Below are 25,110 nucleotides of genomic sequence, written 5' to 3'. Positions count from 1 at the left end.
CGTCCGACAAGGTGGCAACCGATAACGCGGGCCGGGGCGCGGCCGCGAGTCATTCCGATCGGAGCGGTAAACGCCGGGCCCGGCTTGGGCGTTGCATTCGAGCCATGCCGGTTGGAAACACGAAAGCGTCACGGCGACGTGCGCCGCAGTGCTAAGACCTCGTTAACCATGCGCGCTTCAAGGTGCCCCGATCACGCGCTTACGGTTAGCGGTTGGTAAACGGACGGGCGTTGGCCCGTCGGGGGAGTGGGCCTGCTTGACGACACGCGTTGTCGCGGATCGCTGGCGACTGGCATGGCTCGCGACGCGTCTCGGGCTTCGGCGGAGCATGCGCGTGATCACCGCGCCGCTGCGCGCGCTGAAGCCGTCGGGCGCGCCTGCGGCCGAGCGGCTCGTGGTGGCGCCGCAAGACCTGCGCACCACCGATCCCACGGTGGCGAGCGACATCTACGCGGGCTATTTCGCATTCTCCGGCAAGGTCGTGGCGGCGGGCGGCAAGTCGCCCTTTCTGATCGACCCGCCTTCCGCAGCCTGGGCCGAGGGGCTGATGGGGTTCGGCTGGCTGCGCCATTTGCGGGCGGCCGAGTCGGCTCTCGCCCGCGCCAACGCCCGCGCGCTGGTGGACGACTGGATCGGCGCCTGGGGCCGTCCGCGCGGGGTGGCGTGGGAAACCGGCGTCATGGCGCGCCGTCTCATCTCGTGGCTCAGCCAGTCGCCTGTGATCCTGGACGGGGCGGACCGGGATTTCTATCGCAGGTTCCTGCGCTCGATCGTGCGCCAGAGCGTGCGGCTGCAGCGCCAGCTCGGGCGCACGGAGGACGGCGAGCGCCGGCTCCTGGGCGCGATCGCGCTCGCCTATGTGGCCTTGTGCACGGGCGCGAGCGCGGGCGCGCAACGCCGCGCCTCGCGCCAGCTCGCGGACGCGCTGGAGCGCCAGATCCTGCCCGATGGCGGGCATGTGGGGCGCAACCCGCGCACGCTGGTGGACCTGCTCACGGACCTGCTGCCGCTCAGGCAGGTCTACGCCAACCAGGGCGTGGAGCCGCCGCGCGCGCTGCTGAACGGCATCGACCGCATGATGCCGATGCTGCGGCTCTTCCGGCATGCGGATGGGTCGCTGGCGCTGTTCAACGGCATGAGCGTGACGCCGGCCGATACGCTGGCGACGCTGCTGGCCTATACGGACGCCCGTTCGCAGGCCATGGAGAACGCGCCGCATAGCGGCTTCCAGCGCATCCAGGCGCGGGGCGCGCTGGTGATCATGGACGCAGGCAAGCCGCCGCCCGAGGAGTTTTCCGGCCGCGCGCATGCGGGCTGCCTGTCATTCGAGTTCTCGGACGGCCCGGCCCGCATCGTGGTGAATTGCGGCTCGCCGCCGCCAGGCGGCGACCACTGGCGCCAGCTGGCGCGCTCAACGGCGGCGCATTCCACCGTGACGGTGAACGACACGTCGTCCTGCCGCTTCGTGCAGGAAGGCTCGCCCTTTCTGGGGTCGCCGATCCTGGCCGGCCCGCGCGAGGTCCCGATGGAGCGGATCGCCCGGCGCGAGCCCGACCCGCCCGCAATCGGCATCGAGGCGAGCCATGACGGCTACCGGGCGGCGTTCGGGGTCATCCACCATCGCCGCGTGCTGGCCGAGCTCACGGGCGAGCGCCTGACCGGCGAGGACAGGATCCAGGTCCTCAACGCCCGGGGATCGCAGAACGGGCCCGACGCCTTCGCGGTGCGCTTCCATCTCCATCCCACGGTCACGGCCGAGCGCAGCGAGGATGGCCGCTCGGTGCGGCTTGCCTCCACCAACGGCCCGGCCTGGGTGTTCGACGCCGGCGGGATGATGGTGGGCATCGAGGAAAGCATCTTCTTCGCCGCCCCGGACGGCGCCCGCCGCAGCGAGCAGCTCGTGGTGCATGGCGCGTACCGGACGACGCCCGTGGTGGAATGGCGCTTCACACGCGAGACCGCCGCCGGCCGCCGCAGCGCGGCGCAGGCCGAAAGCACCCCCGCTGACCCGGCTTGACCCCTGTCCTGAGCCCGTTTGACGGGCAGCCTTGCCGATAGGCGCATTCCCCGCCGGAACCGATCGTGCTATCGCGCCCGCAAACGTCGTCCGCCCGATCCGTGGACGGCGGCAATCTGCGACAAGGTGCACCATGGCGAGCGATCTCAGGCGCGTGACCCGCGCGCTTCTTTCGGTGTCGGACAAGACCGGCCTCGTCGACCTCGCGCGGGCGCTCCGCGACGCCGGGGTCGAGCTGGTGTCCACCGGCGGAACCAGCAAGGCGATCGCGGATGCGGGGCTGCCCGTGCTGGACGTCTCCGACCTCACCGGCTTTCCGGAAATGATGGACGGCCGCGTGAAGACGCTGCACCCCAAGGTGCATGGCGGGCTGCTCGCCATCCGCGAGAACCCCGAGCACGAGGCCGCGATGCTGGCCCACGCGATCCAGCCGATCGACCTCCTTGTGGTGAACCTCTACCCGTTCGAGGCCACCGTCGCGGCAGGCAAGGGCTACGAGGACTGCGTCGAGAACATCGACATCGGCGGCCCGGCCATGATCCGCGCGGCGGCCAAGAACCATGGCGACGTCGCCGTGGTGGTGGACGCGGAGGATTACGCCCTGGTGCTGGGCGAGATGGGGGCCAATGGCGGCGCGACCACGCTCGCGACCCGCAAGCGCCTCGCCGCCAAGGCTTATGCGCGCACGGCCGCGTATGACGCCGCGATCTCGAACTGGTTCACGCGCGAGCTCGGCGAAACCTCGCCGACCTACCGGGCGGTGGGCGGGCGCCTCGCCGAGACCATGCGGTATGGCGAGAACCCGCATCAGTGGGCGGCCTTCTACCGCACGCCCGAGAGCCGGCCTGGCGTCGCCACAGCGCGTCAGGTGCAGGGCAAGACGCTGTCCTTCAACAACATCAACGACACGGACGCGGCCTTCGAGTGCGTGGCCGAGTTCGACCCGGCGCGATCGGCCGCGGTGGCGATCATCAAGCACGCCAATCCGTGCGGCGTCGCCGAGGGCGCGACGCTGGCCGAGGCCTACCGCAAGGCGCTGGCCTGCGATCCCGTGTCGGCCTTCGGCGGCATCGTGGCGCTGAACCGCCGGCTCGACGCCGAGGCCGCCAAGGCGATCGTCGAAATCTTTACCGAGGTGATCATCGCCCCGGAGGCGGACGAGGACGCGATCGCGCTGGTTGCGGCCAAAAAGAACCTGCGCCTGCTGGTGACGGGCGGCCTGCCGAACCCGCGCGCCGAGGGTCTCTCGATGCGCACCGTGGCGGGCGGCTTCCTGATGCAGGCGCGCGACAACGCCGTGGTGGACGACATGGCGCTGAAGGTCGTGACCAAGCGCCAGCCCACCGACGCCGAGATGCGCGACATGCTGTTTGCGTTCCGGGTCGCCAAGCACGTGAAGTCCAACGCCATCGTGTACGTCAAGGACGGCGCGACCGTGGGGGTCGGGGCCGGACAGATGAGCCGGGTGGACTCATCCCGCATCGCGGCCTGGAAGGCGGCCGAGGCCGCCAAGGCGGCCGGCCTGCCCGAGACGCTCGCCAAGGGCTCCGTGGTGGCGTCGGACGCCTTCTTCCCGTTCGCGGACGGCTTGCTGGCCGCCGCCGAGGCGGGCGCAACGGCCGTGATCCAGCCGGGCGGCTCCATGCGGGACGACGACGTCATCAAGGCCGCGGACGAGGCCGGCCTCGCGATGGTGTTCACCGGTTATCGGCACTTCCGCCACTGAGGGACGACGGCGCGGCGAGGAGCACGGCCAGTCCCGCGCCGAAGAACAGCACCAGCGTGGCGAGCCCGGCGCGCTGGCTGTCGAAGATGTCGGTCACGATCGCGGCCAGCGTCGGGCCCAGAAACGACGTCACTTTGCCGGACAGCGCGAACAGGCCGAAGGATTGCCCGGCCTGGCCTGGCGGCGACAGGCGCGCCAGCATCGTGCGGGAGGCCGCCTGGACGGGGCCGGCCACGAGGCCGATCAGCGAGCCGAGCGCCAGGTAGCACTGCTCCGCCCCGGACGCGAACAGGGCGGGACCGGGCGGCGAGGACGGCCAGAGAAACAGCACCGTGTCGCGCGTGGTGCCGAGGATGCCGATCACGGCCAGCAGCAGCAGCGACACCCCGATCGCGATCACGCGCCGGGGGCCGATGCTTTCGTCGAGGCGCCCGCCCACGAAGGCCCCGATCGCGCCGGTGACGATCAGCACGATGCCGAAAAGGCCGATCTGCGTCGTGCCCCAGCCGAACGCCCCGGCGGCGTAGATGCCGCCGAGCGCGAACAGGGTCGCGAGGCCATCCGCGTAGAGCATGTTGGCCAGCAGGAAGCGCGCCAGCGGCTGGCTGGGCGACAGCGCCCGGATGCTGGCGCCCAGCGTCGCGAGGCCGAGCCGGGCGGCCTTTCGCAGGGAAAGCCGGGATGACCGGCCGTCCGGGCAGAGCCAGAACATCGGGGCGACGAAAACCACGAACCAAATCGCCGAGAGCGGCCCCACGGCGCGGTCGCCGCCGCCGCTCGCGGGATCCAGTCCGAACAGCGGCCGAAGGCCCGCCAGCGTCAGGCCCGTCTCGGGCGCGGCGGACAGGCACGCGAGCGTGAAGGCGAGCGCCAGCAGGCCACCGAGATAGCCAACGGCCCAGCCGGTGCCGGACAGGCGGCCCAGCCGCTCCGGCGGAGCCAGCGTCGGCATCATGGCGTTGTTGAACACGGTGGCGAATTCAGCGCCCACGGTCGCAATCGCAAAGCCGGCGAGCGCCGCCGGGATGGCCCAGCGTTCGCCCGGCGCGGCAAACCACAGGGCGGCGCAGCCGAGCGCCAGCAATGCGCCGAAGCCCGCGATCCAGGGCTTGCGCTGACCCGTCGCGTCCGCCACGGCGCCCAGCGTCGGCGAGCCGAGCGCGATCAGAAAGCCGGCCGCGCCCGTCGCGTAGCCCCACAAGGCCTGTCCGTCGGCCGGGGTCTGGGCGATCCGGGCCGCGAAGAACGGTGCGAAGATGAAAGTGGTGACCAGCGTGAAGAAAGGCTGCGTCGCCCAGTCGAAAAAGATCCACGCCACCCGGGCGGAGGTCGGCGGATAGGCGGCGGGGCTCTCACGCATGCGGCAGGATCGCCCCGTGGTTCATGGCGGCGGCCGGAAAGGCCTCAGTAAACCGGCGTCAGCCGCGCAACCGGGATGGGGCCGAGGAAGGCCTTGCCGGCGTCGAGCCGCAGCGGCAGCGTGACGCCCTTCAGCGCCCCGGTGGCGCCGGGCGGAGGCTCCACGTCGGCCTTCTTGCCGCCGAGCACGCTGGCGATCAACCCGCCGATCGCGGCGGTGCGGCTGCCGACCCCCATCGACTGCAGCAGCTCGTCCAGTCCGGTGAGCGTCACCTCGATGCGGCCTTGCGCCCGGTGCAGCTCGTCCAGCCCGAGGCTGCCGGCGGCGTCCACGCGCTTGGTTCCCTTCAGGAGCGTCAGGCTGGTGAGCTGGACGCGGCCGCCGGCCTCGCGCCAGCGATCGAGCTCGGACTTGAGCCCGTGGCCGCCGAGCGGCTCGGCCCGCGTGACCGTGGCCAGCACGGTGGCGTCGGTGGCGTCGGAGCCGCCCAGCATGGCGTCGAGCGGCGCGATGCGCGCGCCGTTCAGCGTGGCGGCGACATCGAAGGCGCCGTCCTCGGGCGGGCGCTCCGGGGTGCGGCGCAGGTGCAGCTCCAGGCTGCGCGCGCCCGTCTCGAGCGACCCCGCCGCGTTGGCGGCCACCACCGTGAGGCCCTTGCCCTCGACCGAGATCCGCTCCAGCGCCGCGCCGGGCTTGCCGGCGAGGCTGGCGCGCAGCAGCTCCCAGGCGGCCGAGAGGTTGGCGCCGGTCTCGTCGCGCACCTCCAGCGGGCCCTCGGCCTCCACGATCACGTGGCTGGGCGCATAGACCTGCGCGACCGCAACCGCGCCGGCGAGCTGGCCGCGCACCGCCCGGCCCTCCGCGACGCCGCTGAAGGTTGGCTTGGCGCAGGACACCTCGATGCGGAAGGGGAAACCGCCGATCTTTCGGTCCGGGCAACTCCATTCGCGGCCGAGCGCCGCTTCGCGGCCGAGCCATGCGTCGATCTCCTGGGCGGTGCACCAGGACGCGAATGTCCAGAACGCCCCGACCGCGCCGCCGCAGAGCAGAAGCAGCAGCGAGGGCGCGAAGATGCGCAGCCGCGACGGGCGCGGGCGGCGGACCGGCTCCTGTTTGGTCCGCGACCAGCGCCTGACCTGCTGCTCCATTGGAACTCCGTTTCCTGGCGGCTTACGCGATTCGTTCGCGCCCGGATTTCGCAGGGCCGCAAAATGCTCTACCTGCTGGCGCAGCAAGCGCCAACACACGCCCCCGAGAGCAAACGACGCAATGCACGCGAATACAGGCGATTTGTGGGTCTTCGGCTATGGCTCGCTGATGTGGCGGCCCGGCTTCGAACATGACGAGCGGATCGTCGCGACCCTGCATGGCTATCACCGCGCCTTGTGCGTGTATTCGGTCCACCATCGTGGAACGGCCGAGCGACCCGGCCTCGTTCTGGGGCTGGACCGGGGCGGCTCCTGCCGGGGCGTCGCCTTCCGGGTCGGGCCGGCGCGGGCCGCGGAGGTGCTGGCCTATCTGCGCGAACGAGAGCAGGTCACGATGGTGTACCGCGAAACCGCGCACCAGCTGCGCCTGGTCGACGGCCGCACAGTCCCGGGCATCGCCTACACGGTGAACCGGTCGCACGTGCAATACGCGCCGCGCCTGCCCGAGCCGGACCTTTTGCGCATCGTCGAGGGCGGAGTCGGGATATCTGGGGCCAACCCGGACTACGTGCGCAACACCCACAGCCACCTGCTGGAAATGGGCATCCGGGACAAGACGCTGGCGTGGCTGTCCGACCGGCTGATCCCAGGCACGAGCGCGGTTTAGTCGCAGAGGTCCCGCACCACGGCCGCGCGCCCTTCCTGGTCCTCGGCGAGCAGGTGGAGGTGGATCTCGTCCGCCCGCGCGAAGGCCGGCACGGAGGCGAGCGGCGCGTCCCAGCCCTCGCACGCGACGGCGCCCAGCATGGTGAGACGTCCGTCCGGCAGGCGCCGCACGGCGAGCGCCACCATCCCGGCATAGTCGGGCGCGGCGCCGGGCTCGTAGGCGGACACCACATAGCGGCGGCCCGAACGCCCGCGCCAGGCGTGAAAGCGGCGCACCAGCGCGGTTCCGGCGCCGGCGCGCAGGGGCTCATGCGAGGCGCCGCGCTCGCCCGCGAGGGGCGTGGAAGCGGAAACGGGAAGGCTCGGCGTCGCGCACGCGGGGACCATGGCGGTGTTCCTGATGTGAACGAAAGAGGAACAAATTGGCCCGGGCTTGTCAAGCGCGGGTCGCCGGAGTTTCTGCAGTTCCGACGCGCGCCCTTGCCGCAGCGGCTGCGCCGACCATCTTGTGCGCATGAACAGGCGACGCATGCTCAAGCTCTTTTCCCTGCCGGCTCTCGGGGCCGCGCTCGGCGGTTTCGTCGGGCTCCGTTCCGGCCACAACCCCTATTACTCAGGCCCCGTCTCGGATCACTACGACGGCGTGAAGTTCTTCAACCCCAGCGGGCAGAACGGAAAAGGCTTCAAGGACCTCGTCCGCTGGCGCCTGGCGGACGGCAAGGAGGAGTGGCCGGACGAATTCCCGAGCCCCTTCCGCGACAGGCCGCCGCAGCGCGTGGAGGGCGCGGGTCTGCGGGTCGCGCTGGTGGGCCACGCCAGCTTTCTGATCCAGACCGCCGGGCTCAACATGCTGACCGACCCGGTCTGGTCCGAGCGCTGCTCGCCCGTGTCTTTCGCCGGCCCAAAGCGCGTCAACCCGCCCGGCATCGCGTTCGGGGACCTGCCGCCGATCGACGCCGTGCTGCTGACGCACAACCACTACGACCACCTCGACATCGACACCTTGCGGCGGCTCGTGGCCGCGCATCCGCTGCGGATCGTCACGCCGCTCGGCAACGATGCGATCCTGCGCGAGGCCGGGATCGCGGCGCCGATCTTCGCGCATGACTGGGGCGACCGGGTGCGCGTGTCGGACGCCGTGCACGTGCATGTGGAGCCGGCGCAGCACTGGTCGGCGCGCGGCGTGCTGGACCGGCAGCGGGCGCTCTGGGCCGCCTTCGTGCTGGAAACGCCTGCGGGCGCCATCTACCACGTGGGCGACACAGGCTTTGGGGACGGCGCGCAGTTCAGCGCCATTCGGGCCAAACACGGCGAGCCGCTGCTCGCGATCCTGCCGATTGGGGCCTTCGAGCCGCGCTGGTTCATGCGCGACCAGCACATGAACCCGGACGACGCCGTGCGGGCCTTCGTGGCCACTGGCGCCCGGCAGGCGCTTGGGCATCACTGGGGCACGTTCAAGCTCACCGACGAAGGGATCGAGCGCCCGCCCGAGGCGCTTGTCCGGGCGCTGGCCGAGCATGGCGTCGCGCCCGAGCGCTTCCGACCGTTGCGGCCCGGCGAGGTCTGGGAAGCCGCCGCCGGGGCGTAAACAGCTGCCGCGCATGATTTTTGTTGCGAAGGGCCGGCCGCGCCGATACCCAAGGACGTTCTGTACTCCGAACGTTACGGCCTGACTGGCGGAATGATGGCGCGGACCCTCGGCACCCAAGCGATCCCTCCCACACCCCGCAACGAGGCGAACGATCCGACCAGCCTCGTGGCGCGGTTCGGCGCGGATCAGCCGCTGCATCTGGACTGCGGCGTGGCGCTTTCGCCGCTCACCATCGCGTACCAGACGTACGGGGCGCTGAACGCCGACAAAAGCAACGCGGTGCTGATCTGCCACGCCCTGACGGGCGACCAGCACGTCGCCAACGTCAATCCGGTGACGGGCAAGAATGGCTGGTGGGAGACCATGATCGGCCCCGGCAAGCCGATCGACACCGACCGCTTCTTCGTGATCTGCTCCAACGTGCTGGCGAGTTGCCTCGGCACCACGGGGCCGGCTTCGCTGCTGGTGGACGGCGGCGCGCCCTATGCGCTGGATTTTCCCGTCGTCACCGTGCGCGACATGGTGCGCGCTCAGGCGATGCTGGTGGATCATCTGGGCATCGACACGCTGTTTTGCGTGGCGGGCGGCTCCATGGGCGGCATGCAGGTGCTGCAATGGGCGGCGAGCTATCCAGAGCGGGTGTTCTGCGCCATGCCGATCGCCACGGCGGCCAAGCATTCGGCCCAGAACATCGCGTTTCACGAGGTCGGGCGGCAGGCCATCATGGCGGATCCGGACTGGCGCGGCGGGCGCTACCTGGCCGAGGGCGTGCGGCCCGAGAAGGGCCTCGCGGTGGCCCGCATGGCGGCGCACATCACCTACCTGTCCGAGCCGGCGCTGCATCGCAAGTTCGGCCGCAAGCTGCAGGACCGCGCCGCGCCGACCTTTTCGTTTGACGCGGACTTCGAGATCGAGAGCTACCTGCGCTACCAGGGCCGCTCCTTCGTGGAGCGCTTCGACGCCAACAGCTACCTCTACCTCACCCGCGCGATGGACTACTTCGACCTCGCGGCCGACTACGACGGCAAGCTCGCGGGGGCGTTCCGGGGCGCGCGCACGCGGTTTTGCGTGGTGTCGTTCACGTCGGACTGGCTGTTCCCGACCAGCGACAGCCGCGCAGTCGTGCATGCGCTGAACGCATCGGGCGCGTCCGTCTCCTTTGTGGAGATCGAGACCGACAAGGGCCACGACGCATTTCTGCTCGACGTGCCGGAGCTTTTTGCCACCACCAAGGGCTTCATCGATTCGGCCGCCCGGGCGCGCGGCCTCGTGGAGGCGGCGCGTGGCTGACGCCCAGTTCTCGACGAGCGCGGCCGCGACCCGAATCGACCTTATGCTGGTGGCCGGCATGGTGGAGCCCGGCTCGCGCGTGCTCGACGTCGGCTGCGGCGATGGCGCGCTGATGCGCATGCTGCAGGACGGCCGCAACGTCGACGCGCGCGGCATCGAGCTCAGCCAGGCAGGCGTCAACCAGTGCGTGGCGCATGGGCTGTCGGTGATCCAGGGCGACGCCGACGCCGACCTCGCCGACTACCCCGACAACAGCTTCGACTACGTGATCCTGTCGCAGACCATCCAGGCGACGCGCCGGCCCAAGGTGGTGCTCGACCACATGCTGCGGATCGGCCGACGCGCGATCGTGTCGTTCCCGAATTTCGGCCACTGGAAGATCCGGACGCGGCTCGCTTTCGGAGGGCGGATGCCCGTCACCGAAAACCTGCCGGTGTCGTGGCACGAGACGCCCAACATCCATTTCTGCACGATCCGCGACTTCATTGACCTCTGCGACGAGGTCGGCGCGCATATCGAGAAGGGCGTGGCGCTGGACGCCGGCGGCCGCCAGGTGAGGCTCACCATGCCGTGGTGGGTGTGGAACCTGTTCGGCGAGCAGGCCGTGCTGGTGTTGTCGCGCGAGCGCTGAGGCTCAAAACCCGAGCGACGCCACGAACGGGTTGACGTGCTCGGACCAGAGCCGGCCGCCGCGGCGCATCAAATTGTGCCCGTCCGCATCCGGCACGGGCGCGGTCATGACGAATTTTGTCCGGCTGCCGCCCAACGCAAACGCCTGGTGCCAGCGCCTCGGGGCTTCGGCTCCCCAGTAAAGGTCGTTTGACGCGTAGAGCCAGAGGCTCGGCGCCCGCGTCCCGCGTCCTGCCGCCCCGTACACCGTCGCGAGGTCGTCGACGCCGCAGCTCTGGCCGGGATGTTTCGTTGGATCGCCGGCCGCGCCGCCCGAGAAATTGATGATCCCCACCACGCCTGGCGGGTTCTGCCCGCCCAGCACGACGCTCGTCATGCCGCCGACCGACTGGCCGGCCAGGATGATGCGGTCGCGCTTGGCCCAGCTCTGGTTGCGGGCCCAGTCCAGCGCGGCCCGCACGGCCGTGGCGGCGTTGCCGAGGGCGCGGCCGACATTCGGCGCGCCCGGGCATTGGCCCTGGGCGTCCCAGCGGGCGCCGCTGTTTTCCTGGTCGGCGCCTCCGGTCGCCCCATAGCCGGGGCGAATGGGAGCCACGACCGCGAAACCCTTGCCCACCCAATAGCCAGCGTGGCCGAGTGGAATGGGATGGTCGAGCGCGGCGCGTTCGGCCGGCGCGCCGGAGCGCCCATGCGAGAACACCAGCACCGGGAAAGGCCCTTGGCCGGGCGGTACGAAGACCTGCGTGACCATGCCGTTGACGGACACGATCTCGGGTTTCGGATCTTCGGCGCGGGCCGCGGCCGGCGCAAGCAACGGGGCGCCGACGAACGCCAGCAGAATGGAAAGGAGCGCGCGCATCGAGAGCTCACCGAAAGGCTGAGCTCGAGCTTGGCTGAGGGGCGGCTGCGGCGCAAGCAAGCGCCGATTGCGGGACGGCTACTCGTCACCCAGCGGATGCAGATCCCGCACCAGGCTCTTGAGCCGCTCGTCGACCACATGCGTGTAGATCTGCGTCGTGGAGATGTCGGCGTGCCCGAGCAGCTGCTGGACGACGCGCAGGTCCGCGCCGTTGTGCAGGAGGTGGCTCGCGAAGGCGTGCCGGAGGACGTGGGGGCTCACCTTGTCGGCCGAGAGGCCGGCCGCGGCCGCACAGGCCTTCAGGTCGCGCGCGAAGGCCTGGCGGGTGAGGTGGCCCGAGACGCTGTCGGCCGGAAACAGCCATGGGCTCGGTGCGCCCAGCCCGCGGTCTTGCGCGGCGGCCTCCTCGCGCAGCGCCATGTAGCGTGCGATCGCCGCCTTGGCGCGGGCGTTCATCGGCACGAGGCGTTCCTTGCCGCCCTTGCCGCGCACCACGATCATCTGGTCGCGCACGCGGGCGGCGCTGGCCGGCAGGGCGACCAGTTCGCTCACGCGCAGGCCGGTGCCGTAGAGCGCCTCCAGCAGCGCCGAGAGCCGGGCCGCCCGCAGGCGCTCGCCGAGCGGACGGCCGGCGTCGTCCAACCCCTCGGCGGCGGTGTCGAGCAGCCGGTCGACCTCGCCGATCTGCATCACCTTGGGCAGCGGACGGCCGCGCTTGGGGCCGCTCAGCGCCACCGTGGGGTCGTCCGTGCGGTAGCTCTCGCCATACAGGAACTTGTGCAGCTGCTTCACGGCCGAGAGCCGGCGGGCGGCCGACGAAGTCTTCAGCCCGCGGGCCGAGAGGTCGGCCAGAAAGGCGCGAATCAATTCCGTGCCGACGTCGAGCACGTCGCGTCCCTCGGTCGCGAGGAAGCCCGCATAGTCGTCGAGATCGCGTTTGTAGGCGTCCAGCGTGTTGGCGGCTGCGCCGCGCTCGGCGGACAGCATGGCCAGGAAGGCGTCGACGCTGGCGGCCGAGCCCGACTTGGGGGCTGATCCCGACTTGGGCGCAGATCCCGGCTTGGGCGCCACACCCTCGCGAGGCCGGGCCGGAGCCGGCGAACGCGCCGCAGAGGTGGCGCGGGGCCGTCTCATCGCGGCAGTTTCGACGCCGGGATCGTCACCGTGATCTCGCGTTGCTCGGGTTCATAAAAGGTCGCCAAGGCCCAAAGCCCGGCATAGCCCAAGCCAGCCAGAATGGCGCAGATCAACAGGAAACGGAGGATGACCGGCACGGTGCGCTCATCAAGGAGGGGTTCACCTTTCGAACACGCCCTCAGGTTGAACGCAAGAGGGCGTGAAAACCCGGTGCGGTCCGTGCTAGAGGAGGCGTCGGAGATCCTGTCCGGGCCGATCGGATCGCCAAAGGGCCGCCGCAGGCTGGCGGGCTTGCGGAGGGTGGAAGTGAGCGCCGTCGCGGAGACGAGAAGCGATACCGGGGAGATCGAGCGGCTTCGTGCGGCGCTCGGCGAACGTTCGCTCGTGCTCGTCGGCATGATGGGCGCCGGCAAGAGCTCTGTCGGCCGGCGCCTCGCCATGAAGCTCCAGATGCCGTTCGCAGACGCGGACGTCGAGATCGAGAAGGCGGCCGGCATGACGATTCCGGAGATCTTCGCCAGCCGCGGCGAGTCGGATTTCCGGGACGGCGAACGGCGCGTGATCGCGCGGCTGCTGGCCGAAGGCCCCAAGGTGCTGGCGACGGGCGGCGGCGCCTACATGAGCGCCGAAACGCGGGAACGCGTCGGCCGCATGGGACTGTCGGTGTGGCTCAAGGCGGACGCTGACGTGCTGATGCGCCGCGTGCGCAAGCGGTCGAACCGCCCGCTCCTGAAGAACCCCGATCCCGAGGGGACGCTCCGGCGGCTCATCGACGAGCGCTATCCGGTCTACGCCCATTCGGACATCACGGTGCTGTCGCGCGACGTCCCGCATGACGTGGTGGTGGGCGAGATCATCGACGCGCTGGCGCAGCGCTTTTCCCTGGACGGAGCGGCCGAATGAGCGAGGTCGAGGACGTCGTCGTCCATGTGCCGCTGGGCGATCGCGCCTATGACATCCAAATCGGAAGGGGCCTGATCGGGCGCGCCGGCGCTCTGATCGCCGCCGTGGCGCCCGGGGCCGCCTGCGCGGTGGTGACGGACGCGAATGTCGCAAAGGCGCATCTTGGCGCCCTGGAGCAGAGCCTCGCGGCGGCCGGCATCCGCCACGAAAGCGTGGTTTGCGCGCCCGGCGAAGCGTCCAAGAGCTATGCGGGCCTGCAGGAGGTCTGCGACGCGGTGATCGGCGCCCGCATGGAGCGCGGCGACATCGTGGTGGCGCTGGGCGGTGGCGTGATCGGCGACCTCGCGGGCTTCGCGGCCGCGGTGGTGCGTCGCGGGATGCGCTTCGTGCAGATCCCCACCAGCCTGCTCGCGCAGGTTGATTCATCGGTGGGCGGCAAGACGGGCATCAACTCGGCCCACGGCAAGAACCTGGTGGGGGCGTTTCACCAGCCCATCCTGGTGCTGGCCGATGTCGGGGCGCTCGATACGTTGGCGGAACGCGAATTCCGGGCCGGCTACGCCGAGGTGGCGAAATACGGCCTTATCGACGACGCGGCGTTCTTTGGCTGGCTCGAGGAGCATCATCGCGGCGTGTTCGCGGGCGGTCCTGACAGGGTGCACGCCATCCGGACGAGTTGCGCCGCCAAGGCCGCCATGGTGGTGCGCGACGAAAAGGAGGAGGGCGACCGCGCTCTCCTGAACCTCGGTCACACCTTCGCGCACGCGTTTGAGCGGCTGACGCGCTACGACGGCGCCCGGCTCGTCCATGGCGAGGCGGTCGCGGTGGGGCTCGCCTGCGCGTTTCGGTTCTCGGCCGCGCTTGGCTTGTGCTCCGGGCAGGACGCCGGGCGGGTGGAGGGCCACCTGCGAACCGTCGGCCTGCCGACGCGCATTCGTGACATCCCGGGTTGGGACGGCGGCGCCGCCGCGATCCTGGACGCCATGTTCCAGGACAAGAAGGTCCAGCGCGGCGCGCTGACGTTCATTCTGGCGCGTGGCGTCGGCCAAAGCTTTATCGCCCGCGGGGTGGATGCGGACCGCGTGCGGGCTTTCCTTGACGCCGAGCTGGATCGCACCTGAATTAAGGGACCATGGAAAAAATCGAGTTCCAAGCGAACCCCTGGCTGGCGCTTGCGATCGTGATCTTCTGCCTGGCGCTCTCGGCCTTCTTCTCGGGGGCCGAAACGGCGCTGACGGCGGCCTCGCGGGCCCGCATGCACGCCCTGCAGGACGGCGGCGACAAGCGCGCCAGCATCGTGAACCGGCTGCTGATCGCGCGCGAGCGGCTGATCGGCGCCATGCTGATCGGCAACAACGTCGTCAACATCGGGGCGTCGGCGTTCACCACCAGCGTGCTGGTGCAGTTCTTCGGCTCAGAGGGCGTGATCTACGCCACCGTGGCGATGTCGATCCTCGTGGTGGTGTTCGCCGAGGTGATGCCCAAGACGGTGGCGATCAACAAGCCGGACCAGACCGCGCTGCTGCTGGCGCGCCCGGTGTCGTGGGTCGTGGCGCTGTTCGGGCCGCTCACGATGGCGATCGAGGCCTTCGTCCGCTTCGTGCTGCGGATGTTCAAGGTCGACATCAGCGAGCACAAGAGCGTGCTGTCGGCCAGCGAGGAGATCCGCGGAACCGTGGACCTGCTGCATCGCGAGGGCGGCGTCGAGAAGGAGGCGCGGCGCATGTTCGGCGGACTTCTCGACCTCGAGGAGCTCGGCGTCTCGGACGTGATGATCCATCGCACCAAGATGCGCACGATCTCGGCCGATCTGGGCTCGGAGGAGATTGTCCGCGAGGTGCTGGCCTCGCCCTATACGCGCCTGCCGCTGTGGTCGGGCACGCCCGAGAACATCGTCGGCGTGCTGCACGCAAAGGACCTCCTGCGGGCGCTGGACGCCGTGCAGGGCGACGCCAAGCGGCTCGACGTGAAGGCGATCGCGCTTGACCCGTGGTTCGTGCCCGACACGACCTCGCTGGCCGACCAGCTCAAGGCCTTTCTCACCCGCAAGACGCATTTCGCGCTGGTGGTGGACGAGTATGGCGAGGTGATGGGGCTGGTGACGCTGGAGGACATCCTCGAGGAGATCGTCGGCGACATCAAGGACGAGCACGATCTCAGCGTTCAGGGCGTGCGGCCCCATGCGGACGGCTCGGTCAGCGTCGACGGCTCGGTGCCGGTGCGCGACCTGAACCGCGCAATGGACTGGGGATTGCCGGACGAGGAGGCCACCACGATCGCCGGCCTGGTGATCCACGAGGCGCAGATCATCCCGGACGCCGGCCAGGTTTTCACCTTCTACGGCTACCGTTTCCAGGTGCTGCGCAAGTCGCGCAACCGCATCACGGCGCTGCGGATCACGCCCGTGAGCCGGCTCAATGCGGCCGAGTGAGCCGGCGGCTCAGCGCTTGGACGCCGTGGCGGTCACCCCTGAGGCGTGGTTGAGGCTGACCCAGGCGGTCTCGGTCTGGCTCTCGCGCTTGACGTAGACGTAGCCCGTCTGCTGCCAGGTGAGGACCTCGTCTCGCTTGTTGTCGAGCACGATGTCGCCGCGGTCCGTACGCACCATCAGGACGGCGTGCCCCTCGTTGTTCTCGTCAAGCACCACGGTCATCAGCATGGCGCGGCGCGGCAGGCCCGCCTCGGCGAGGCGTCGCCGCTTCAGAAGCTGGTAGTCCTCGCAATCGCCGAAGCCGTCCTCGCCGAAATCCCAATGGTCGACCACGCCCCAGTGCTCGAGATCGGTGAGCGGCCGGAGCGAGCGGTTGACCTTGTTGTTGACGTCGACGAGCAGCTTCCAGGTCTGGGGCGTCAGCGCGATGCGCTCGGGCTGGCTCAGGTCGACCCGGCATTCCGCGATGTTGCGGTTGCAGAATTCCTGCCAGGCGATGATCGGCCGCGCCGCGCCGGAGGCGGTCGCCGGTTCGGCCAGAGGCAGGCTCGCCAGACGGTCGGACGGCGCCGCCGAGGCGGGGGCCATGCCGAGGCCGATCAGCAGCGCTGCGGTGGACAAACGGAGGAGCGACTTGAGGACCATGACCATCCCTGTCTCGATGGGATGACCCTGCCGCCGCTCCTCCCAGCAGCGGCTGAGAAAAATGCCTCAAATTTGATGGAATGCGACGACTAGCCCGTGTCGAAACCAAGGCTTGGTTGGCCGGGTGTTTCGGCGATCCTGTCAATTGTCCGTATCTGCAAGCAACCGTTAATCCTGTTGAGCCGGATGGCCGCCAGATACGGTCCCGGCCTGACGGAACGACGATCTCCGGCCTGCGCTCATCTGCGCAGGCCGGAGGGACGTCTTACATGTAGAAGGGGATACGATAGTATTCGTAGACGCTGCGACCGTAGTCGGGGTTGTTCCATGGCGTCTCGGCCGCCGTGTAGCTCGGCGCCCGCTCGAGCTCCTCCTTGGTCATGTCGACCACGTAGCCGCCCATGCGGGTGTCGTAGTCGAGCTTGCTCCATGGGAACGGGTGGTAGCGTTCGCCGATGCCCAGAAAGCCGCCGAACGACATCACCGCGTAGGCGACCTTGCCGGACACCTTGTCGACCATGAAGTTGTAGACCGTGCCGAGGCTGTTGCCGGCGCGGTCGTAGACGCCCGTGCCTTCGACCTTGTCGGAGGCGATCAGCCGCCCGGTTTCGTTGATCGGAAGCCCGCGGTCATGCGTCGGGCCGGGGTGCGCGTCGCTCATGCGATCCTCCGTGCTTACGAGCGTTGGTTGCTTGCGAACCTGGCTTGCCTTGCGATCGCTATTTGGGATCGATCGTGCTGTTGGATCCATTCGGCGGCGGGATCACCGGCATGTTTCCGGCATTCGGCGCCGGCGCGGGAGCGTGGATGCCCTGGTCCATGTTGGTGGGCGGCGTGATCACGCCATCGCTCTTGTTAAGCTTGTCGCTGAGCGTGCCGCCGCGCACCGTGCCGGTGGTCTCGGAATCGGTGGACTTTCCGCTGTTCAGCGGCGGGTCGATCTTCTCCGGAACCGTGGTCTTCGGATTGGGCATGTTCGGCGCCTGGGGCTGCGTCTGCGCCGTCGCGACGGCCGCGACCGAGCAGGCGAGCGCCAGGACGGTGAGGCGGACGCCTCGGAGCTTGTGTGCGGAAGCCATCGTGTCCTCCCTTTGCGTGTGGTCATCGGAACAACAGGCGAGGCGGAGACCGGTTCCCGCGCCGCTAGAGGTGGAACTCTGGATGGCGGCGAACTCGGCGCCCGACGCCAAGCGAACTGGGCGGCCCGACGCCAGGCGCAGCCCCGTCCCGCCATAAAGCGGTTGCTCGCCGGGCAAGGCGTCGCCAAAGTGGCGGCCGAGCAGGCCCGCAGCAGCTTCTAAAACGATTACAGGGAGGAATTCATGGGTGCGGAAGGCAAAGTCGCGATCGTCACGGGCGCAGGCACCGGCGTGGGACGCGCCGCCGCGCTGGCGCTGTCGCGGGCCGGATTCGCCGTGACCTTCGCGGGTCGCCGTCGCGAGCCGCTTGAGCAGTCCGCCGCGCTCGCGGGCCCCGGCGCGCGCACGCTGGCGCGGCCGACCGACGTGTCGGACGAGGCCTCGATGCGGGGGCTGTTCGACGAAACCGTCGCGGCGTTCGGGCGCGTGGACGTGATCTTCAACAACGCCGGCACCGGCGCACCCGCGATCCCGCTCGAAGAACTCACCATGGAGCAGTGGCGCAACGTGGTGGACGCCAACCTGACGGGCGTGTTCCTGGGCATCCAGAACGCCTTCCGGGTGATGAAGGACCAGAACCCGCGTGGCGGGCGCATCATCAACAACGGCTCGGTTTCGGCCTATGCGCCGCGGCCGAATTCGGCGCCCTACACGGCCACCAAGCACGGCGTGCTCGGCCTGACGCGCTCGGCCGCGCTGGACGGGCGCAAATACGACATCGCGGTGGGGCAGATCGACATCGGCAACGCCGCCACGGACATGACCGAGCGGATGACGGGCGGGGTGATGCAGGCGAACGGCTCGATGATGCCGGAGCCGCGCATCGACGCCGACCACGTGGCCCGCGCGGTGGTCTACATGGCGACCCTGCCGCTGGACGCCAACGTGCTGACCATGAACGTGATGGCGACAAAGATGCCGTTTGTCGGCCGCGGCTGATATTTCGCCCATCCGAGGAGGCTGTTCACGGAGAGGTGAGCAGCCTTTTCGCGTTCCGGACGCCATCTTGCGCGGGTGCGCCCTAGTTCAGGGTCGCGCCATGACGCGCTCGAGCAAACCGGGCGCCAAAAACAGTCGCGAGGAGATGCTATCCCGATGTCGATCGATCGCCGCACATTCCTGACAGCCGCCACCGGCCTCGCGGCCGCCTCGGCCGCGCCCGCCGCCGCGCTGGCCGCAGCTCCGCCTGTTGGCAAGCCGACCGCCGGCGCCTACCGCTACAAGGTGGGCGACTACGAGATCACCGCCATCCATGACGGCATCAACAACCTGAAGCTCACCGAGGGCTTCGTGAAGAACGCCAAGCTGGCGGACGTGCAGGGCGCGCTGAAGGACGCGTACATGTCGCCCGAGACGCTGCCGATCACCTTCACGGCCCTGGTGATCAACACCGGCTCCAAGCTGATCCTGGTGGACACTGGTCTTGGCGGCCTTGGCGGCCCCACCAACGGCCAGCTTGTTCCCAATATGAAGGCGGCCGGCATCGACCCGGCTTCCATCGACACGGTGCTGATCAGCCATTTCCATGGCGACCACATCAACGGCGTGCGCCCCAAGGAGGGCGTCGAGGGCTTTACCAAGGCCGAGATCCTGGTTCCGGCCGCCGAGTGGGACTTCTGGATGGACGACGCCAAGATGGCGCAGGCTCCCGAGGGCATGAAGGGCGCGTTCGCGAATGTTCGCCGCGTGTTTGGCCCCATGGCCAAGGACGTGAAGCGCTACGACTGGAACAAGGAAGTCGCGCCTGGGATCACGGCCATTGGCGCGCCTGGCCATACGCCCGGCCACACCATCTTCGCGGTGGCGTCCGGTTCCGAGAAGCTGATGATCCTCTCGGACGTCACCAATCATCCGGCGCTGTTCGTGCGCAATCCGGACTGGTCGGCCGTGTTCGACCAGGACGCCGACATGGCGCGCGCGACGCGCCACAAGGTGCTCGACATGGTGGCGACCGAGCGCATGCACGTCGCCGGCTTCCACTTCCCGTTCCCGGCGCACGGCTTTATCGCCAAGGACGGCAAGGGCTACAACTTCGTGCCGACCCCCTGGTCCACGGTGCTCTGACGCGCCGCTGAGGCTGCGCCGTCGGCCGAGCGACGCTCGCCGACGGCGACCGCCAGCGTCATGGCGAGGCAGAAGGTCGCCGCCATGGATCGGAAGGCGCCGAAATCGGCCTCGATCACTTCCAGCCACACGGTGGCGAGCTCGGCGAGGGGGCTGAACGGGCTGTCGGTGAGCGCCACCACGGGGGCGTGGCGGGCGACCGCCGCGGCGGCGAGCTCCACGGTGGTGGGCGTGTAGGGCGAGAAGCTGATCGCCACCAGGGCGTCGCGCGGGCCCACATGGGCGAGCTGGTCGGCCCCCAGATGGGCGACATTGTCGATCAGCAAGCTGCGGATTCCGAGCTTCGGCAGCGCATAGGCCAGATAGGCCGCCACCGGAAAAGCGCGTCGCATCCCGACCAGGTAGATCGTCTCGGCGCCCGCCAGGATGGCGACCGCGGCGTCGAGGTCCTCGGACGCAACCGTCTGGCGCATGCGCTGGAGCGACGCCGACGCCGCCTCGGCGAAGCCGAACATCAGGCGGGCCGGGTCCTCGGCAGCCGGCTGGGCGTCGTGGAGGGTGCGCAGGCGCTCGCCGTAATCGGGCCAGCGGTCGCGCAGGCGATGGCGAAACACGCTCTGCAGGTCCGAGAAGCCCGAATAGCCGACCGCCTTGGCGAACCGCACCAGCGTCGAGGGCTGCACGCTCGCGAGTTCGGCGATGCTGGCGGCCGTGCCGAACGCAAGCTCATCCGGGTGCGCCACCGCGAACTCGGCCACCTGCTGCAGGCGTCGCGGCAAGTCGGCCCGCCGGGACACCAGCAGCAATTTCAGGGCGTCGAAATCCCGGGGCGCTTCCATCGACGTCGAACCTCGCATGCGCGCAGCCGCGCCCTGCGATCAAGCCTCAACGGAACGGACGTTTCAAGCATGGAACGGCTGTGTTGCGGCGATCAGGCCGGAACAGCCCACGCAAAGGCCCAGGTTTCCGTCACCGCGTGGCCGTCGACGGTGAGGTAGCTGCGGATCTCGACGGTCGAGCCCTTGGGGGCGTCGATGTCGAGATAGCTGCGAAACCCGCGCGTGACCGGGTTCGGCTCGAGGCTGCGGCGCGCCACCGTTCCGCCCTGCACGTCTGCAAACAGCTCAACGCGCTTGGGAGATCCCAGGAAGAACGGCAGGTCGCCGGAGGTGAAGTCCACCATGAACCGGCGCCGGACCCTGTCGGGCGCGGACGCCGGGCCGGTCAGCGCCGTCTGGAACGTGCCGGTGGCCTTGCCGCCGCGATGCAGGTCCGGGCTGTCGAGCGAGCGGATCACGTAGGACAGCCGCAAGGGCTCGCCGGGCTCGGCCGGCTTGGCGGGCGTCCAGAACGCCACGATGTTGTCGTTGGTCTCGTCTGGCGTATTGAGCTCGATGAGATCCACCGTGCCCTCGCCCCAGTCGCCCCGGGGCTCCACCCAATAGCTCGGGCGCAGGTCGTAGCGCGCCTCCAGGTCCTCGTAGCGGGCGAAGTTGCGGTCGCGCTGCAGCAAGCCGAAGCCGGCGGGGTTGCGGTCGCCAAAATGCGACGAGCGCGGCGCGGGCGGGTTGGCCAGCGGGCGCCAGATCCACTCGCCGCCGCCGGTGTGCATCAGCAGGCCGTCGGAATCGTGGATCTCGCTGCGGAAATCGTCGCGGAGGCGGCGGTCGTTCTCGCTGGTGAAGAACATGGAGGTGAGCGGCGCCACGCCCATGGCGGCGAGGCTGCGGCGGGGATAGATCTCGCTGCGCACCTCGGCGGCCGTCTCCGGGCCGGGCCGCAGGATAATCTGGTACGCGCCCGTCACCGACGCCCCGTCCATCAGCGCGTAGATGACGATGTGCTCGGCGCCCTTGGCGGGCTGCTCGATCCAGAACTCACGGAAAAACGGGAACTCCTCGCCGGGCTGGCCGCTGCCGATCGCGAGCGCGCGCGCCGAGAGGCCATAGCGCTGGCCGCGCGACAGGAACCTGAAATAGCTCGCGCCGAGAAACACCGCCAATTCGTCGAGCTTGTCGGGGTCGTTCAGCGGGTAGTGCAGCCGGAACCCCGCAAAGCCGAGGCCGACCGGCAGCGGCGCGCCGAAGCGATTTTTGCCGTAGTCGAACAGCGAGGCCGAGTAAGGCACCGGCGCGACGAGGCCGCGCTGGACGATGTTGACCACCACGGGCCGCGTGAACAGGAAGCCGAGATGGAACAGCTGCAGGCGGAACGCGGAGCCGTTGTCGCCCAGCAGCGCCCGTTCTGGCCGGAAGCGGATGTCGCGGTAGGCGTCGTAGTCGAGCGCCGCAAGTTCGGGCGGTAGAACCGGCGGCGCCGCCTGGAACGGTTCGGAGGCGAGCCGGCGCGCCCGGTCGGACACGTCCTCGAAGCGGAAGGATGGAGGCGGCGGCTGCGCGACGGTCGGCGATACGGGCGGCGTCGCGGGGGCCGGCGGCTGCGACGAAGTCTGCGCCCGAAGCGGCGAGGCTCCGGCCAGCAAGGCTGCGCCGCTCAGGGCGGCGAAACGGCGACGATCAAGGGACATTGCGGTTCGGACCCGGAGCTTGAGCGTGTGCAACGCGCAGGCTCGTGGGGCCGTTCCGCCCGAGGCAGGAGAACCTCAGTCCTTGGCGCGCTCGACGTAGGAGCTGTCTTCGGTCATCACCACCACGCGGGTGCCGGGGCCGATATGCGGCGGCACCATGGTCTTGGCGCCGTTGCTCAGCATGGCGGGCTTGTAGGAGGACGAGGCCGTCTGGCCCTTCACGGTGGGCTCGGTGTCGGTGATCTCGAGCGTCACGCGCGCCGGAACCTCGATGGCGACCGGCACGCCGTCATGGACGCTGATCACGCAGGACATGTTCTCCTGCAGCCAGATGCCCTGGTCGCCCATCACGTCCGCCGGAACCGCGATCTGGTCGTAGTTCTCGGGGTTCATGAAGTGATGGCCCTCGCCATCGCTGTAGAGATAGTTGTAGTTGCGATCTTCCACATAGGCGCGCTCGACCTGCTCGGTGGTCCGGTAGCGCTCGGAGATCTTCACGCCGTCCGAAATGCGGCGCATGTCGAGCTGGGTCACCGGCGTGCCCTTGCCGGGGTGGATGTTTTCCGCCGTCAGGATGACGTAGAGCTTGCCGTCCTTGTCGACGATGTTGCCCTTGCGGAGCGAGCTGGCGATGACCTTCACGGGTGTGTCTCTCTTTAATGGCGGTCGCGACCCGGGGCGGGGCGCTGGCAAGCCGCGCACGCGGCCGCGCGTGCGGGTCGCCGAGGCTGCAGCCTTTCAGCACGAATCCGCCGAAATGGCCAGTGTCTCGCGGGGAAGCTGCGCATGAGCGCCGGCCCGCCGAGCGCCTCGCCGTGGTGGACGCCGCACGTTCATCTCGATCGCAGGCCCTTTCTGCTCGCTCGCAACCGCATCGTGGCGGCGTTGCGCGGCTGGTTCGAGGAGCGCGAGTTCATTGAGGTTGAGGGCGCGATCCTGCAGGTTTCGCCCGGCAATGAGGCGCATCTGCACGGTTTTGCGACCGAGATCGTCGGACCTGCGGGCGAACGCACACCGCTTTACCTTCATACCTCGCCCGAATTCGCCTGCAAGAAGCTGCTGGCGGCGGGCGAACGCCGCATCTTCGACTTCGCCAAGGTGTTCCGAAACCGGGAGCGCGGCGCGCTGCACCATCCCGAATTCACGATGCTGGAGTGGTATCGGGCGGAGGAGCCCTACGAGACCCTGATGGAGGATTGCGGCGCCCTGCTGCGGCTCGCGGCCGAAACCGCGGGCGCGACCACGCTCCGGTTCCGCGGACGAGAGGCTGATCCTTTCGCGACGCCCGAGCGCGTCACGGTGGCGGAGGCTTTCGCGGAGCGCGCCGGGATCGACCTCCTGGCCACGATGACGGAGCGCGAGACAGACCGTGACGCGCTGGCGGCGGCCGCCACGCAGGCGGGCGTCCGGGTGGCGGCCGACGACACCTGGGCGGACATTTTCAGCCGCGTGCTGGTGGAGCGCATCGAGCCGCATCTGGGCTTCGGGCGCCCCACAATCCTGTGCGAATACCCGGTGAGCGAGGCCGCGCTGGCTCGGCCCAAGGACGCCGACCCGCGCGTGGCCGAGCGCTTCGAGCTCTATGCCTGCGGGGTGGAGCTCGCCAATGCGTTCGGCGAACTCACCGACCCGGATGAGCAGCGCCTCCGGTTCGACGCCGAGATGGCCGAGAAGGAGCGCGTTTATGGCGAACGCTTCCCGGTGGACGAGGACTTCCTCGACGCCCTGTCCCTGATGCCGCCTGCCAGCGGGATCGCGCTGGGGCTCGACCGCCTCGTGATGCTGGCCACCGGGGCGAGCCGCATCGACCAGGTGGTATGGACGCCGGTCGCCGGCTGAATCCGGCCAAGCGGGCTGATGGCGCGGTTGTTGTCACCCCGGCGCAGCCGTGAGATGACCAGCGCCCATGAGCAGCCCCGCCCCTACGCCCACGCGGCTTCCCCGCAGCCTGCGCAGCGCCGACGACCTCGTCGCGGCCGGCCTCCTGCCCGCAGGCGCTCGCAACGATGCGGCCGCGGTGGCGGAGCGCTACGCCGTGGCGGTGACGCCCGCCATGCAGGCGCTGATCGACGTCTCCGACCCTCATGACCCCATTGCGCGGCAATTCGTGCCGGACCCACGCGAGCTCGTGACTCTGCCGGAAGAGCGCGCCGACCCGATCGGCGACGACGTCCACAGCCCGACCGAGGGCCTCGTGCATCGCTACCCCGACCGCGTGCTGCTGAAGCTCGTGCATGTGTGCGCGGTGTATTGCCGGTTCTGCTTTCGGCGCGAGACCGTGGGCCCGGCCGGCTCCGGCATGCTGTCGCCGGAGGCGTTCGCGGCGGCGCTGGATTATGTCCGCGCCCGGCCGGAGATCTGGGAAGTGGTGATCACGGGCGGCGACCCGCTGGTGCTGTCACCGCGCCGCATGCGCGAGGTCGTGGAGGCGCTGGGGGCCATTCCGCATGTTCGCGTCCTGCGCTGGCACACGCGCCTGCCGGTGGTTGACCCCGGGCGCGTCGGCCCTGAGCTGATCGCCGCCATGACGGCGTCCGACAAGACCACCTACGTGGCGGTGCACGCCAACCATCCGCGCGAGTTGACCGCCGAGGCGCGGGCCGCCTGCGCGCGGCTGCTGGACGCCGGCGTCTCGCTGGTGAGCCAGACCGTGCTGCTCAAGGGCGTCAACGACGACGTCGACACCATGGCGGCGCTGATGCGCGCCTTTGTGGAGGCGCGGGTGAAGCCCTACTACCTGCATCACGGCGACCTCGCGCCCGGCACCGCGCATTTTCGCACCACCGTCGAGGAAGGACGCGCGCTGATGCGGGCGCTGCGCGGGCGCCTCTCGGGCCTTTGCCAGCCCACTTACGTGCTCGACATCCCGGGCGGGTTCGGCAAGGCCCCGATCGGGCCGGACACCATCCTGGACGGCGTGGTGGAGGACTACCAGGGCGGGCGCCACGCCTACCCGCCGAGCGGCCCTGAACCTTAA

25 protein-coding genes are annotated in these 25,110 nt (G+C 69.7%); 13 read left to right on the top strand and 12 right to left on the bottom strand.

What is annotated here, in order from left to right; all coding sequences use genetic code 11:
• Positions 1 to 328 precede the first annotated feature (328 nt).
• Both IEV99_RS22455 and purH read left to right on the top strand, forming a co-directional pair.
• On the top strand, positions 329 to 2,017 hold the full coding sequence (locus IEV99_RS22455) for a heparinase II/III family protein (protein WP_188520304.1): 1,689 nt from the start codon (positions 329 to 331) through the stop codon (positions 2,015 to 2,017).
• A gap of 133 nt (positions 2,018 to 2,150) precedes the next feature.
• Positions 2,151 to 3,743 carry a bifunctional phosphoribosylaminoimidazolecarboxamide formyltransferase/IMP cyclohydrolase gene (gene purH, locus IEV99_RS22450; protein WP_188520073.1) on the top strand — a complete coding sequence of 531 codons (1,593 nt, stop codon included), beginning with the start codon at positions 2,151 to 2,153 and terminating at the stop codon, positions 3,741 to 3,743.
• On the opposite strand, the gene IEV99_RS22445 is transcribed toward purH, so the two are convergent.
• Positions 3,715 to 5,103 (bottom strand): MFS transporter, encoded by a 1,389-nt coding sequence (locus tag IEV99_RS22445; protein WP_188520072.1) that lies wholly within the window; start codon positions 5,101 to 5,103, stop codon positions 3,715 to 3,717. The genes purH and IEV99_RS22445 overlap by 29 nt on opposite strands.
• A 44-nt stretch (positions 5,104 to 5,147) precedes the next feature.
• On the bottom strand, positions 5,148 to 6,251 hold the full coding sequence (locus tag IEV99_RS22440; protein WP_188520071.1) for a DUF2125 domain-containing protein: 1,104 nt from the start codon (positions 6,249 to 6,251) through the stop codon (positions 5,148 to 5,150).
• Positions 6,252 to 6,372: 121 nt separating this feature from the next.
• Here IEV99_RS22440 and IEV99_RS22435 point away from each other — a divergent pair, with 121 nt between their 5' ends.
• The gene (locus tag IEV99_RS22435) at positions 6,373 to 6,918 is read left to right on the top strand and encodes a gamma-glutamylcyclotransferase (RefSeq protein ID WP_188520070.1); all 546 of its coding nucleotides are present in this window, start codon (positions 6,373 to 6,375) and stop codon (positions 6,916 to 6,918) included.
• Here IEV99_RS22435 and IEV99_RS22430 read toward each other — a convergent pair.
• Entirely contained in the window at positions 6,915 to 7,304 is a 390-nt protein-coding gene (locus tag IEV99_RS22430) for a hypothetical protein (protein ID WP_188520069.1), read from the bottom strand. The genes IEV99_RS22435 and IEV99_RS22430 overlap by 4 nt on opposite strands.
• 127 nt (positions 7,305 to 7,431) lie before the next feature.
• Here IEV99_RS22430 and IEV99_RS22425 point away from each other — a divergent pair, with 127 nt between their 5' ends.
• The 3 genes from IEV99_RS22425 (at position 7,432) to metW (ending at position 10,429) form a co-directional block, all read left to right on the top strand.
• A complete protein-coding gene (locus IEV99_RS22425; protein ID WP_188520068.1) occupies positions 7,432 to 8,505 on the top strand; it encodes an MBL fold metallo-hydrolase in 1,074 nt (357 codons plus the stop codon).
• A gap of 93 nt (positions 8,506 to 8,598) precedes the next feature.
• On the top strand, positions 8,599 to 9,798 hold the full coding sequence (gene metX / locus IEV99_RS22420; RefSeq protein ID WP_371875821.1) for a homoserine O-acetyltransferase MetX: 1,200 nt from the start codon (positions 8,599 to 8,601) through the stop codon (positions 9,796 to 9,798).
• On the top strand, positions 9,791 to 10,429 hold the full coding sequence (metW, locus tag IEV99_RS22415) for a methionine biosynthesis protein MetW (RefSeq protein ID WP_188520066.1): 639 nt from the start codon (positions 9,791 to 9,793) through the stop codon (positions 10,427 to 10,429). The genes metX and metW overlap by 8 nt, the downstream gene beginning before the upstream one ends.
• 3 nt (positions 10,430 to 10,432) lie before the next feature.
• Here the strand turns inward: metW and IEV99_RS22410 are convergent, their stop codons facing one another.
• The 3 genes from IEV99_RS22410 to IEV99_RS22400 form a co-directional block, all read right to left on the bottom strand.
• Positions 10,433 to 11,287 (bottom strand): dienelactone hydrolase family protein, encoded by an 855-nt coding sequence (locus tag IEV99_RS22410; RefSeq protein WP_188520065.1) that lies wholly within the window; start codon positions 11,285 to 11,287, stop codon positions 10,433 to 10,435.
• Positions 11,288 to 11,365: 78 nt separating this feature from the next.
• Positions 11,366 to 12,421 carry a site-specific tyrosine recombinase XerD gene (locus IEV99_RS22405; protein ID WP_188520064.1) on the bottom strand — a complete coding sequence of 352 codons (1,056 nt, stop codon included), beginning with the start codon at positions 12,419 to 12,421 and terminating at the stop codon, positions 11,366 to 11,368.
• Positions 12,418 to 12,561: a histidine kinase gene (locus IEV99_RS22400; RefSeq protein ID WP_188520063.1), complete on the bottom strand. Its 144-nt coding sequence runs from the start codon at positions 12,559 to 12,561 to the stop codon at positions 12,418 to 12,420. The genes IEV99_RS22405 and IEV99_RS22400 overlap by 4 nt, the downstream gene beginning before the upstream one ends.
• 169 nt (positions 12,562 to 12,730) lie before the next feature.
• Here IEV99_RS22400 and IEV99_RS22395 point away from each other — a divergent pair, with 169 nt between their 5' ends.
• From IEV99_RS22395 to IEV99_RS22385, 3 genes are read left to right on the top strand one after another with little or no spacing between them, the layout of a single operon-like run.
• The gene (locus tag IEV99_RS22395; RefSeq protein WP_244644019.1) at positions 12,731 to 13,327 is read left to right on the top strand and encodes a shikimate kinase; all 597 of its coding nucleotides are present in this window, start codon (positions 12,731 to 12,733) and stop codon (positions 13,325 to 13,327) included.
• Positions 13,324 to 14,448: a 3-dehydroquinate synthase gene (gene aroB / locus IEV99_RS22390; protein ID WP_188520061.1), complete on the top strand. Its 1,125-nt coding sequence runs from the start codon at positions 13,324 to 13,326 to the stop codon at positions 14,446 to 14,448. The genes IEV99_RS22395 and aroB overlap by 4 nt, the downstream gene beginning before the upstream one ends.
• Positions 14,449 to 14,459: 11 nt before the next feature.
• The gene (locus IEV99_RS22385) at positions 14,460 to 15,758 is read left to right on the top strand and encodes an HlyC/CorC family transporter (RefSeq protein WP_371875820.1); all 1,299 of its coding nucleotides are present in this window, start codon (positions 14,460 to 14,462) and stop codon (positions 15,756 to 15,758) included.
• A 9-nt stretch (positions 15,759 to 15,767) separates the two neighbouring features.
• Here IEV99_RS22385 and IEV99_RS22380 read toward each other — a convergent pair whose 3' ends face one another.
• From IEV99_RS22380 to IEV99_RS22370, 3 genes are all read right to left on the bottom strand, one after another.
• Positions 15,768 to 16,409, bottom strand: coding sequence for a transglutaminase-like cysteine peptidase (locus IEV99_RS22380; RefSeq protein ID WP_188520060.1), 642 nt, complete (start codon positions 16,407 to 16,409; stop codon positions 15,768 to 15,770).
• Positions 16,410 to 16,668: 259 nt separating this feature from the next.
• Positions 16,669 to 17,064, bottom strand: a complete 396-nt coding sequence (locus tag IEV99_RS22375; protein WP_188520059.1) for a PRC-barrel domain-containing protein — start codon at positions 17,062 to 17,064, stop codon at positions 16,669 to 16,671.
• Between the two features lie 58 nt (positions 17,065 to 17,122).
• Entirely contained in the window at positions 17,123 to 17,482 is a 360-nt protein-coding gene (locus tag IEV99_RS22370) for a hypothetical protein (protein ID WP_188520058.1), read from the bottom strand.
• 243 nt (positions 17,483 to 17,725) lie between these two features.
• On the opposite strand from IEV99_RS22370, the gene IEV99_RS22365 reads away from it, so the two are divergent.
• On the top strand, positions 17,726 to 18,481 hold the full coding sequence (locus tag IEV99_RS22365) for an SDR family oxidoreductase (RefSeq protein WP_188520057.1): 756 nt from the start codon (positions 17,726 to 17,728) through the stop codon (positions 18,479 to 18,481).
• 156 nt (positions 18,482 to 18,637) lie between these two features.
• Positions 18,638 to 19,606 (top strand): MBL fold metallo-hydrolase, encoded by a 969-nt coding sequence (locus IEV99_RS22360; protein ID WP_188520056.1) that lies wholly within the window; start codon positions 18,638 to 18,640, stop codon positions 19,604 to 19,606.
• Here the strand turns inward: IEV99_RS22360 and IEV99_RS22355 are convergent.
• The 3 genes from IEV99_RS22355 to efp all read right to left on the bottom strand — a co-directional run bounded on the left by IEV99_RS22355 (position 19,567) and on the right by efp (position 22,775).
• A complete protein-coding gene (locus tag IEV99_RS22355) occupies positions 19,567 to 20,445 on the bottom strand; it encodes a MurR/RpiR family transcriptional regulator (protein WP_244644018.1) in 879 nt (292 codons plus the stop codon). The two genes, IEV99_RS22360 and IEV99_RS22355, sit on opposite strands and share 40 nt — an antisense overlap.
• A 92-nt stretch (positions 20,446 to 20,537) precedes the next feature.
• Positions 20,538 to 22,133, bottom strand: coding sequence for an OpgD/OpgG family glucan biosynthesis protein (locus IEV99_RS22350; protein WP_188520054.1), 1,596 nt, complete (start codon positions 22,131 to 22,133; stop codon positions 20,538 to 20,540).
• A 75-nt stretch (positions 22,134 to 22,208) separates the two neighbouring features.
• Complete coding sequence (efp, locus tag IEV99_RS22345) at positions 22,209 to 22,775, bottom strand: elongation factor P (protein ID WP_188520053.1); 567 nt, start codon at positions 22,773 to 22,775, stop codon at positions 22,209 to 22,211.
• Positions 22,776 to 22,919: 144 nt separating this feature from the next.
• On the opposite strand from efp, the gene epmA reads away from it, so the two are divergent.
• Together epmA and IEV99_RS22335 are read left to right on the top strand one after the other, a co-directional pair.
• A complete protein-coding gene (gene epmA / locus IEV99_RS22340; protein ID WP_188520052.1) occupies positions 22,920 to 23,972 on the top strand; it encodes an EF-P lysine aminoacylase EpmA in 1,053 nt (350 codons plus the stop codon).
• A 67-nt stretch (positions 23,973 to 24,039) separates the two neighbouring features.
• The gene (locus IEV99_RS22335) at positions 24,040 to 25,110 is read left to right on the top strand and encodes a lysine-2,3-aminomutase-like protein (RefSeq protein WP_188520051.1); all 1,071 of its coding nucleotides are present in this window, start codon (positions 24,040 to 24,042) and stop codon (positions 25,108 to 25,110) included.

The sequence above is a fragment of the Alsobacter metallidurans genome, from assembly GCF_014636935.1.
Taxonomy (GTDB): Bacteria; Pseudomonadota; Alphaproteobacteria; order Rhizobiales; family Beijerinckiaceae; genus Alsobacter; species Alsobacter metallidurans.
This window is presented reverse-complemented; position numbering and strand designations above follow the sequence as displayed.